Raw genomic sequence first — 12118 nt, forward strand, 5'->3', positions numbered from 1 at the left:
CCTTACATTATTCTGCTATGTCTATTTCACTTAAATAATTCGCTAAAGTGCCAGGCTCTTCTTTCGCTTTTTCGATTGCATCTTTTAGTTTTGTTTGCTTAGATAAGTTTGGATAACTTATCAACGCTAACGCTAAAGAAAATCTGTCGTAAGTATCCTCAAGTCCCGATACTTTTGCTGTCTTATAAAATTCAGCTAATTGTATAATGTCATCATCTGTTACATTTTTATTTTTTCTCTCACATAAATTTTTCCATGCGATAGCTAAATGATATAAATTGCTTGATTCTTTCAAATAGAATTTAACTTCTTCGGTAACAAAAATATCTTGTGGTTTCGGGGTATAGGTTAATGATTGGATTACATATAAATGATTGGTAAATGAGGTAAAACAATATGTACTACAGCAACCTAATAAAGTTGATAACCACTCAGGACAAATTTTGTTACCTTCTAGCATCAGAAATGTCTTGAATGGTTCATAAAATGGTACAAAATTGGTTTGAATTAATTTCGCTAACTTTAATCCTATATTAATCAATTGTTCGCTTAACTTTTTCGGATCATTTTTACTGACAATACACGCCGAAATATAGCGTTTTTCAATCGATCCATCGTCCAGCATTTCATTACTAATATGGTGCAATAATTTTTTGTTTATAGGTTCATTGGGTTTCGCAATAACAACAAGTTTAGGGCAATGAGCCAAGTCGTGCGCAAGATCAGTTCTTGGCACCACTTCGACAGCTTCCTTTCCTAAATTTTCTTGCAAACTTTGAATCGATAATATATGAAAATAGCTAAGAGATACTAAATTATCAATGAGTAAATATCGATATTGTTTCCGTGCGTCTGGGTTATCTAATAAGTTTAATAATTGTTTTTCCATTATGCTGATTCCGAACAATTTTTCCCTTCAGGTAATTTAACTTTTGGTACATCATAAGTTGATGGGCTAAATACGCCAAAACTTGCCGCTTCTACTTTTACATCCCCCGGAGCGAGTATCTTTACTCCACCACCTTCAATGATAATAGCAGCCCCATTACATTCTAAGGTGAGCTTTTTCTTGGCTGATATGATTACTTCACTGTCAGTACTAGTGATTTTCATGTCTTGCTTAGAGCTTAATAACATTTCATTATTCTGCGCTTGTAAATCGACATTACCTTTTGAGGCTGTGATTTTTATGCCCAATTTATTAGCAAATAAACTTATTGTGTTGCCAGCCGTTACGATAAAACGTTTAAAGGCGCTGACATCAATATTATTTTGTGCGGTTTGGATGATATTCTCACCTGCGGTGTGTTGAATTGAGTTTGGTGTCACATCAGCCATGCCTGCAGGTGCATAAGTGAGAATACCGGGTTGTTTTAATTGTTTTAAACTTTGTTCAAATAGCTGTTTTTGAACTTGTAGATCCGCAAGCTCAGTTTTAGCTGCTTGAGCAAGTTCATTGAGCCTTTTTACCATTTCACAGGCTTGCGCGAGCTCTTTTACAGCATTGTCCATTTGCAACTGCAAACCACCAGCTTGTGTCTGTTCTTCACTGGTGATATATAGGCCTTTACCCGCTCTTATAGCCCCCCAGTCATCGGTGCGAAGTTCTACCCCTTCGCCTCGTTTTTCTTTATTTTTATTTACTAAATGCCCAATGTTAAGCTGAGTTTTACCGTATTCAGTGGCAAGTTTTATATGCTCTTGATCACGTTTGTCATCCATCCGTAATTTGTTATTGGCAGGAGTACGAATCACGTTTCGATGTTTGTTAAAAGCAGAAACATGATCAGGATGAGCACTATCGTGCATGGCATGAGCAATATATGGCCGATCAGGGTTACTGTCTGTAAAAGCAATAGCAACTTCGGTGCCATCTATTAAGGGAAAGTGGAAACCATATGTGTCCCCAGCATAAGGTTTGGCAAGCCGAACCCATAAACTTTCATTGCCTTTTTTCCAGTTTTTTAAATCAAAATTAAATTTTACCCGGTAGCGTCCTTGAGTATCGATATAGCCATAGATATCATTGTCGGGGCTTGTTACTCGTGCAGGTAATGTTCCACCAATTTTTGGATATACAATTGGTACTGGACGATACGGTTTTAATACATTAAACGGAATGGCGGTAAAACTAAGTTCATAAGCATCGGTGCGATTCCCTTTACCCGTTACACTTAAAACGATGATACCTTCATCTATATTGGTTAGCTGATTATCAGTAATACGAATCACTTGACCGGGTTCTAAATTATAACGATTAGTTTTACCGGTAATAACTATCTGCTTACTTATTGCACATTCGTGGCGAATACGTGCATACCAACTGCCACTTTCAGCGGTAATATTATTATCTTGATTGCTCGAATTAGTACTATTTAAATTTTTATGATTTTCACCATAACGATAGTTAGTACCATAAGTTGTATGGTCGTCAGGTTGTGAGTTTTCTGAGGTGAGTAAATCGGTTCGTGCTTTTCGATAGTTGTAATCCTGCACTTGTACCGACGACTCGACCATCTGACTTTGCATAGAAAGATCCCAGACACTTTCTGTTTTGCCGTCATGCGTGCCGCTTGGTAGTTTGTAATCAATCTCTGCAACGTGTTCAAATCCTTGTTCATAATCACTAATGACCATGACCTCGCAATCATGTTCAGCATGGCTTTCGAAACGGAACCATATTCCAACATCAGCCATCAATCTTTGGATAAATTCAAGATCACTTTCTTGCCATTGGGTGATAAATTCTCTTGTTGGATATTGTTCCTTCAGCTCCAGCCGGTAGTCTATGCCAGTAAATTCATGGCTTCTAAGTACCTCTTCAACGACGCTAACAATATTTTGATTTTGAAATATTGCGCAATTTCGATTAAGCCTTAATCTGGCAACTCTTGGAGATAATACAACTTGATAATGCGCTTCGTCTTTATTGACCGATATTTGACTAAATTCAGTGATGATCCCATAAATCTTACGGCCATTGTCATCATCTATAAAATCCCCTAAAGCTCGTAAAGCGGCATTTAAACTTAACGCTTCGCTCATAACCGGATTGAACGAAAACGATGCCTTTTTATTTAAAAAGCTATCAACTGATATTGTTTTATCGACACTGGTAAAAGTAATAGTATAACGCCATGGGTGGTTTAGTTGTTCTTCACCGGTAACATTCAAAATAGAAATGGGAGAATTGAGCTCATCGACAGTTAATGTATACCTATTATGGCTAATAGAAGCGATTGATTGGTTTATTAAGCTATGACCGATTTGGTCAATAATTTTATTTATTCCTTTTGCCATTATTTAATCCTTTAATTCACTTTCTTCACCTTAAATTATGGTGAAACTCCTTGTGTATTTATTATTGATTAACGATTTTCAGACATGGTCAATCAATGGCTATTTAAAATAAAAAAAGATGAGTCGCAAATTTGTTTAGCAATAAACAAAGAAGGGATATTAATGTTAGTTGGTTATAAAGTTTTTAAATTAATTAGAGTTTAATGCAATACATTGCAAAATCGACAGACTAACGATTTGAATATCCTTATTTTATGGCTGACTCAAGTTTAGTTAATTTTATAACACCCAAATATTTTATAGTTGATTCGATAACCCGGAATGATAACAAAAATAGTATATAAGAGTTATATGCTTTTCATTTACTTTTCAATTCTAAATAAAAAGTTATCTTAATTAATTGATATGAATCATTTGGTAAAGATTAGTCTAAATTTCAGTTTAAAGTAACTTAGAGTTTACTTATAGTTGAAAAGCATTATAGAAATGCTTTTATAAAATAATCGGACAATGGGTTAGGACATGCCGGACTTATACTTAAACACCTATATTTTCTGAAAGTTCTTGTCAAGATTGGATTATTTTATATTGGAAAGAATGATTATTAATGGTTGATAATAACAGAAGTTAATTACCTAGTTTTTATACTAAAACATATATATTTTCTGAAACTTCTTGTCAAGATTAGATAATTTTAAATTGGGAAGAATGCATTATTAATGGCTGATAATAACAGAAGTTAATTACCTAGTTTTTTACTTAAACACCTATATTTTCTGAAACTTCTTGTCAAGATTGGATTATTTTATATTGGGAAGAATGCATTATTATTGGTTGATAATAACAGAAGTAAGATACCTGGTTTTTATACTTAAACACCTATATTTTCTGAAACTTCTTGTCAGGTTTGGATTATTTTATATTGGGAAGAATGCTTTATTAATGGTTGATAATAATAGAAGTTAATTACCTAGTTTTTTTTACTTAAACACCTATATTTTCTGAAAGTTCTTGTCAAAGATAGATAACATTTACAACGCTGTTTTTATGAATTATAAAACTAATAACTACATATTAATAATCCGCCGACAAATGTCGGCGAATTTATACCATAAACAATAAGTTTAATTAAATTAAGCAAAGCCTTTTAGACCAACTACATGCACATGTTCTTGGTTATTCATGACTTTACGTACCAGTTTATAGGTTGTGCCTTTTTCCGGGCTGATATTTTCCGGCGCTGCAATAATAAGTTGCATCTCTAATCTTTCACAAAGTTCAAAGAGCGTTGCAATTGATTTGGCATCAAGTCGGGCTGCTTCGTCTAAGAATAATAGACGGCATGGTGAGATATCTTTATTACGCAAGCGTTTAGATTCTTCTTCCCAACTTTGAATAACCATTAAGAGAATTGACATACCGGTACCGATTGCTTCACCAGTTGATAGTGCACCACTTTCTGCCCGTAACCATCCATCGGCACCTCGATTCACTTCAACATCGAGCTCGAGATAGTTTCGGTAATCAAGCAGCTCTTCACCGATATTTTGCGCTGTACGTTGTCCCATATCAATATGCGGATTTAAACGCTGATAAAGTTTTGCTAACGCTTCAGAGAAGGTAATGCGATTGTTACTAAACAGATCTTGATGCTCATTTTGGTCATCGGCTAATGCCGCTAACAGTGTGGAGTGAGCTTCACGAATGGTGACATTTAATCGTACGCCATTAACCTGTCCAAATGCGACCGCTTGTAAACCTTGGTTAAGCATACGGATACGGTTTTGTTCACGCTGAATGGTTTTACGAATAATATTGGCCACACTTTTTGAGCTGATAGCTAATTGCTGTTCACGCGAAGTTAACTCTTCAGTTAAGCGTGATAATTCAATTTCCATTTGCTCAATAGCTTCAATTGGATCATCTGTTTTCACAATGTCCTGGCGAATTCGTTCACGCAGATGCTTGTAAACGGCAATATAAAATTGAATTTTACGTTCCGGTCGTTTTGGATCTTCAGATAATCTTAATACATCACGTAAGTGCTCATTGTCGTTGACAGCTAAACGTAGTGAACCTAACGCCTTATCCGACATGGAACGCAGTTCATCAGCGCTTAAATAAGCAAGTTCCCGACGGTGTAATCGGCGTTCAACACTGTTTTCTTTAACCAGACGCAAGACTAAGCACCACCCTGCTTTAGCTTCAACTACTTGTTCTCGTAGTTGTTTATAATCACGCAGTGTTTGTGTTAAGCGTTTTTGCATTTGTGTCATTTCGCTTTCACACATGATCAATTGTTTTTCAAGCGAGGTACAATGTTGACGGTTGTTATTCAGTTTTTGATGAATTTCATCCCGACGAACTCTGGCACGCTCTTCGGTGATTGCATCAGCTTTAACACCAATTTGATCAATCTCTTTATGCAGTTCATTGAGCATATCACGTTTGGTTTCAAAAGCACTTTTTAATGAAGCAAGCGTTTGATTATATTGATTATACTTATCTTGATATTGCATCATTTGGCGGCGAGACTCTGTTCGCTGCGCTTCAACCACTTCTAATCGAGCACGCAATTTTTCATTCAAATCACTGTTTTCATTTAACATTCCCGCTGAATCTTCGTAACTAAAATGCGCCCGGCGCTGCATCACTTCGGTTAACGCAAAGACTTGTTGGCGAAGAGTTTGTTGCTCAGCTTTAACAGTGTTGTATTGTTCACGTAAGGCATCATTTTGCTGCGGATCACTTTGTAAAACTGCAACAATTGGCTCAAGCTCATTAATTGTATGTTGATGACGGCTAACGTATTGGGCAGCGTCTTGTGCTTCTGTTGCTTGTTCACGTAAATCATCAACCCTGTCAGCTAAGTCATCATCAGCCAATAAATGCATATGAGCAACTAACCGATTGACGGTTGCCAGTTGCTCTTTACAATTAGCCACTTGCTGTTGATTTTGTTTATCAATGGTTTCTTGTGATGATAATTGACGTTCAATATCATTACGTCTTGCCGCTAATTTTTGTGCTTGAGCTTCCGGATCAATATCAAAGGCGACTGATAGGTATTGTCCTATAAATTGACCTACGTTTTGCTCAATTCGTTGCAATTTTTGCAAATCAAATGAGATAGTCGCATAACGTTCATACAGTTCGTCTCGTTCAGCGGATAGTTTTTCAAGGTGAACTTCTCGAGCTGCACGCCCAAATAATGGCACTTTTGGAAAACTTGAGAAACGCCATTGGCGATCACCCGTTTTGACCAATACGGCTTTGTTCATCTCTTCACTATCAAATACGCTATCATCGAACGATGACGGATCACCTTCAATAAAATAGATATCTTCAGGATAGTCTTCTTCACTTGCGGTTAAGTTTTCAAGTTGTGCTTTAACTTGTGATAAATCCGGCACCACAATAGCTTGTCGAGACGGACCATATAACGCTGAAAAGTAAGGTGCGTCATCAATGGTAACATCTTCATAAATTTCAGAAAGTAATACGCCATTAAATCGTTCTGCTAATGCCGATAAACGACCATCATCAACGCCACTTGGTTGATTTAGTTGCTCAATTTGGCTATCTAATTGCGTCCGTTTGAAATTGATTTGATCTCGCTCTGCAACTAACGCTCTTTCTTGTTCAAGCAGTTGTTGCATGTGTTGGGTGACAGCTTGGCTGTGTGTAAAACTTTGCCCGGTTTGTTCTTGCAAAGCAATCAGCGCATCTTGCGCTTTTAACCACATTGGTGCTTTTTGGCGATAGTCGGCAATCTTTGATTGGATTTGTTCAAGTTCTTGTCTAAATTCAATGCGTTTTTCACTCGATTCATTTGCCATTGCTGCATTTTCATCAAGTTGCATTTCAAGCTCTTGTTTCAACTCGTCAAGCTCATCATACTCAACCTGACGTCCAATACGTTTACAAAATTGGCTTAACAGTGACTCGGCTTCTTTTTGTTCAAAAAAGCGTTGTTCCAGTTCATCAAGTTGCAGTTGTAATTGTTCAGCTTGCTGAGCTTGGTAACACTGAGAAGGCCATTGTCTTAATGCTTCTTTAGCCGCACTCCATGCTTCACTACGTGCCACATCGCCGACCAGTTTAACAACTAATTGATAAGCACGGTCAAATTGATTAATCGCCGCATCAGAGACGCTTAATCGTTGTTCCAACTCTAAAACTTGCTCAGTAATCTGTTTTTGTTTCTCTTCAAAAATCGCAAAGTGATTTTCGATATTACTGATACCTAATTTAGGCAACTGACATAAAGACTGGGCGTTTTTCAATGCTTGTAAAGCTTGTTGATATTGAATGGCTCGAGTTTGCTGTACATCAAGCGCTTGCTGATAATCTGCTAACTGAGTTTTAATTTCATCAACTTCTTGTTCGGTATGTTCAGCCTGATCACGATAGGTTTGATATTGTTCATTTGCTTCAATGACAACTTCATTTTGCTCTTCAAGTTTAACATTCAAATCGTCTAAATCCGCTTGATAACGGTCGATCTTCTCTTGTTGGCGCAGCGCTGTTTGCGCTAAATTAAGGTGATCATTCGCCGCTTGTAAGTCGGTCTCTAAGTCGTTTTGTGCATCTTGATACTCTTTGAGTTCTTTTGCCATTTCAACTTGTCGGAACTGATTACTAATAAGCAAATCTTGTGTTTTAAACATATCACGACGCAAACCCAGTACCGATTCGATATGCACTCGACGTTCGTTAGCATGGCGCATATAATCAGCCGCAACATAATCGGTTGATTCAGTGATAAGATGTTTAAATAAGTCTCTGTCAGATTGTGTAACACGAATAGCTTCTAGCGTCATTCGGTTTTCACGTAGAGCGGCTTCCATATCCTGAAAAGCTTTACGAACACCACTGTTTTCCGGTAGTAAGTAATCACGTAAAGACCGGGTAATGGCACTAGAAATACCACCATAAAGCGATGCTTCAATCAATCGGTAATACTTGCTACGATCAGAAGATGAACGTAAACGCTTAGGCAGTACACCAAAGTCAAACATCACCGAATGATAATCAGTGATTGAGTTAAATTGTTTAAAGATAACGCCTTCCATTGATTCGACTTTATCTTTTAATTCCGGTAACGACAAAATTCTTGCCTGTTTGTCATTTAATCGCTCAGTGACCAGTTCAGTTGGGCTGATTCCTACCGGTAAACCTTGTATTAAAAAAGGTTTAATATCCACTTTTTTATCACGACCGGCAACTTGCTGTAAGCGGACGCCGCAAATAATTCGTTGGTTACGTGAATTAATCACATCCAGCATTGAATAACAAACACCCGGTTTTAATTTACCATGTAAACCTTTATCTCGTGAGCCGGATGTCGCACCAGCTTCGGTGGTGTTGCGAAAGTGTAATAACGTTAAATCCGGAATGAGCGCTGTGACAAAAGCTGCCATAGTGGTTGATTTACCTGCCCCATTCCCCCCCGATAGTGTGGTAACGAGCTGATCTAACTCAAATGTTCTGGCAAAAAAACCATTCCAGTTAATTAGGGTTAATGAGTGAAACTTACCGTGTCCAATCATAATTATTCAATCTCCTCATTAACATCGTCTTCTTGTTCTTCATTATTATCATCGAGCATAAGCGATGATTCGATTTTGATTGCTTCGCCATCTCGGATCAAGCGTAATTGCGCTTCTTGTGCATCATCACTACTGCGCACATCGGCACCAAAACGGAAAATCGATTCGTTGATGCGAAAACGGCTACTGTCATTGCCCACAATAAAAAATATCATTCCTAATCGACGTAAACGATTAAGCGCCGTTTTAACTTTATCGAAAAGTTTTTGTCGATCTAAATCCGAACCGGTTGAACGTTGATTAACTAATTTAAGTAATTTACTTTCATCGGCTAACGAAACAAGCTCATCAAACAGTTCTTGTAAGGTAAAAATACCTTCATGTGCAAGCCGTTCAGGACTTAAATATAAATAGCAAAGTACTTTACCAACCAGCATATCGAGTTCAGATAAAACCGAACGTGGAATTAAGGTTGTTGAACGTGGGCGAAGATAGAAAAAACCTTCCGGCGCACGAATCAATTCAACATTATAGCGTTGATAAAATTGTTCAAGCTCGAGTTGAAAGTCCATTAAAAATGCATGATTATCAAGCTCATCTATGCCAATATGGCGCCCGGAACGTAATAAGCTATCAAGCTCTGGAAAAAGAGGATTAGCAATTGCTTGCGCCAATTTAACTGGCATATATTTATCGATAGCAGCTTGAGAGCTGGCCGCAATGCGCCCCATGACTTCATCAAGATGATGAGCGGTTTGTTCTATTTCTAAATCTTTAATATCTGTTGATGACATGTGCTTGTACCTTAGCTCCATAATCGTTAATAGGTTTCCATTCAGCAGGAATACCGAGCAAATCTTTTTCGGCAATACCTAGACGAATAGCCTGATCGATAAATAACCTCGCAATATCAAAATGTTGTTCGCGAGGAAACTGTGCTAAATAACTATGAATGGCAATACTCATATCGAGTGGTTTATTTTCTTGTTTAAAGATCAATAAGTTTTGTTCAATGTGAGCAATAATATGTTCTTGAATCTCTTCTATCATTTCAAATTCAAGTTCGGACGGCAATTCTCCGGTTACTTCAGCTTCGTGTAGTGCTAACTCTTCATCCCGCATATCAAGTAGCCGTTCAGCATTGGCAAAAGTGAGTGACCAAGGTAAATCAAAATAGCTTTGTATCGATTTACGTAAGCGCTGAGAAAAGACCCTATTTTTATCTAAATCGATTGCTGTACGGATAAATTTATGAACGTGCCGATCGTAGCCTATCCAAAGGTCAATGGCTTTTTGCCCCCAACCAATAATTCGATCTAATTTACCTTGTAAATCAATAACCACATTGTTAATTTTATCCAGCTCCGGATTATCAAGCGTTGCATCTTGAATCAGTAACAAACTGGCTTGAAGTTTATCGCCGGCAGCAGCTAATGTATCTTGTAGTTCACGTAAGGTTTGTGATGTTTCAGTCAGTAGGCCTTCACAACTACTAATAGCCGCTTGCCAATCTTGACTTAGTAAGGCTGAGATATTTTGTTTTACATCAGCCTGCTGCTCATCCATTACCCGTTGGGTAATATCAATGCTATCAAAAATTTCCGCTACCGAATATTTTAAAGGTGCAAAAACATTGCGATGCCAATGAAGATCATCGCCACCCTCAAGCGCTGCATCGGCCGCTCGTTTTAACTCTTGAGCAACGATAGAGAGCTGTATTGATAAGCGCAATGTCGAAAATTCTCGCTGACGGATATAGTAATCTGAAATACCTATTCCTAAAGGCGTTAAACGATAGATAGAATAACCGTCAGTCATCTCACTGGCAAAACGAGTAATTAAACGCTGGCGAACTAAGTCGTTAATCGCATTATTAGCACGCACCGAGATAGTATCTTCGCTTTGCTCGAATATTTGTGATACATGTCTGAAAGCATCTATTAGCTCAGATTCCGTCATTTCACCATCGAAACGTTCGCTATTTAATACGGCAATGGCTAATAAAAAAGCAAGACGTTCGACTGGTAAAGCGATCGAAAAATCATTCTTTTTTGCCCAAGAGACCAGTTCTGGCACTGATTGGGAAAAATCCATCATAAGGGTTCCTTATTTAAAGATATTAACGCAGCAGAAATATCTTAAAAACAATTTGATAAACACAATATATAGTGTTAAAAACAAAATATTTCCGATTATATAACAATTTGTAGTAGTTAAAAATAGCTAACTTTAACAATAGTTAGTCTATAATAGGGTGAATTTCATGAAAAAAGTTTCTCATCATTTAAAACTTTAGTTTTATTTTACAAGTTTAGTCATTTTTTCTGTAGGAAAGATTTTAAGTACCATAAAATTTAGCAAATGATACCTGATATAAACTTTAAATGATTTTCTCGTCTAAATAAATACCCGCTCAATAAATATACAAATTTCTTGACTTTTCTTTGGCATTCAAATAATAATGATTCTCATTTTCAAAAAGGAAGGTTATATGCGTAAATTAATATTCGTGGCATTATCAGGATGCCTAACTTTAATGGTTTCAAATTCCGTATTGGCGCATGGTATTTGGATTGCTAATCGTGTTGATCAAAAGCAGATTGTTTTAGGTGAAGGCCCTTTAGATAATGGTTATAACCCCCAAAATGTCCAAAAAGTTCGAGCTTACAATAGTAATTGGTCACCGCTGTCTATTTCACAAAAAGCCAATAAAAATTTTGTCACCATAACCCCGTCTGAAAAAACAGCCGTTGTGGCAGTTTGGTTTGATTATGGCTATTGGACTAAAAATTCGCAAGGAAAATATGTCAATCTTCCAATGAATAAAGTAAAAGGCGCAACTGCTGGCACACATGCAATCAAATACAGCGTTAATTATTTATCTTCAGTTGAACAGCCGAAAATGATTGAAGACATCCCGTTACAAATAGTTCCGGCTTTGGATCCGACCCAATTAAAACGGGGTGACAATTTACCGATAACTGTTTATAAAGATGGTAAACCGCTAACTAACACGCCTGTTATTGTCGATGTTATTAATAATTTAGATAAAACGGTCAATACCGATGATAAAGGTCAAGCAACAATCACCATTCCAAATCAAGGATTGAATGTCATTGGTGTGGAAATTGGTTTTCCACTTGAACCAAACAAGTTAGCTACTCAAGATAAGTTTTTCACAACCTTAACCTTTACCCTACAGCCGGAAGAGTAAAAGCGTGTCTGTTTAGCATTAACCACAAAAAAACGGGATAAGTATTATCCCG

General features: G+C 37.1%; 6 protein-coding genes. 1 reads left to right on the forward strand and 5 read right to left on the reverse strand.

Features of this window, described 5'->3' with window-relative positions; genetic code table 11:
• Positions 1-7: 7 nt before the first annotated feature.
• From GYM74_RS09970 to mukF, 5 genes are all read right to left on the reverse strand, one after another.
• The gene (locus GYM74_RS09970) at positions 8-889 is read right to left on the reverse strand and encodes a hypothetical protein (protein ID WP_220218065.1); all 882 of its coding nucleotides are present in this window, start codon (positions 887-889) and stop codon (positions 8-10) included.
• Entirely contained in the window at positions 889-3300 is a 2412-nt protein-coding gene (locus GYM74_RS09975) for a type VI secretion system Vgr family protein (protein ID WP_220218066.1), read from the reverse strand. Before GYM74_RS09975 ends, GYM74_RS09970 begins: the two co-directional genes overlap by 1 nt.
• A 1133-nt stretch (positions 3301-4433) precedes the next feature.
• Positions 4434-8852, reverse strand: a complete 4419-nt coding sequence (gene mukB / locus GYM74_RS09980) for a chromosome partition protein MukB (protein WP_220218067.1) — start codon at positions 8850-8852, stop codon at positions 4434-4436.
• Positions 8853-8854: 2 nt separating this feature from the next.
• Complete coding sequence (mukE, locus tag GYM74_RS09985) at positions 8855-9583, reverse strand: chromosome partition protein MukE (RefSeq protein WP_366518671.1); 729 nt, start codon at positions 9581-9583, stop codon at positions 8855-8857.
• Between the two features lie 43 nt (positions 9584-9626).
• Entirely contained in the window at positions 9627-10949 is a 1323-nt protein-coding gene (gene mukF, locus GYM74_RS09990; RefSeq protein WP_220218069.1) for a chromosome partition protein MukF, read from the reverse strand.
• A gap of 394 nt (positions 10950-11343) precedes the next feature.
• Between mukF and GYM74_RS09995 the strand changes: the two genes are divergently transcribed.
• A complete protein-coding gene (locus tag GYM74_RS09995) occupies positions 11344-12066 on the forward strand; it encodes a DUF4198 domain-containing protein (RefSeq protein ID WP_220218070.1) in 723 nt (240 codons plus the stop codon).
• Positions 12067-12118 lie beyond the last annotated feature (52 nt).

Source organism: Gilliamella sp. ESL0405 (assembly GCF_019469205.1).
Lineage (GTDB): Bacteria > Pseudomonadota > Gammaproteobacteria > Enterobacterales > Orbaceae > Gilliamella.

Coding starts and splice junctions, on each gene's coding strand:
- GYM74_RS09970 (WP_220218065.1), bottom strand. CDS start 889: ATGGAAAAACAATTATTAAACTTATTAGATAACCCAGACGCACGGAAA.
- GYM74_RS09975 (WP_220218066.1), bottom strand. CDS start 3,300: ATGGCAAAAGGAATAAATAAAATTATTGACCAAATCGGTCATAGCTTA.
- mukB (WP_220218067.1), bottom strand. CDS start 8,852: ATGATTGGACACGGTAAGTTTCACTCATTAACCCTAATTAACTGGAAT.
- mukE (WP_366518671.1), bottom strand. CDS start 9,583: ATGGGGCGCATTGCGGCCAGCTCTCAAGCTGCTATCGATAAATATATG.
- mukF (WP_220218069.1), bottom strand. CDS start 10,949: ATGATGGATTTTTCCCAATCAGTGCCAGAACTGGTCTCTTGGGCAAAA.
- GYM74_RS09995 (WP_220218070.1), top strand. CDS start 11,344: ATGCGTAAATTAATATTCGTGGCATTATCAGGATGCCTAACTTTAATG.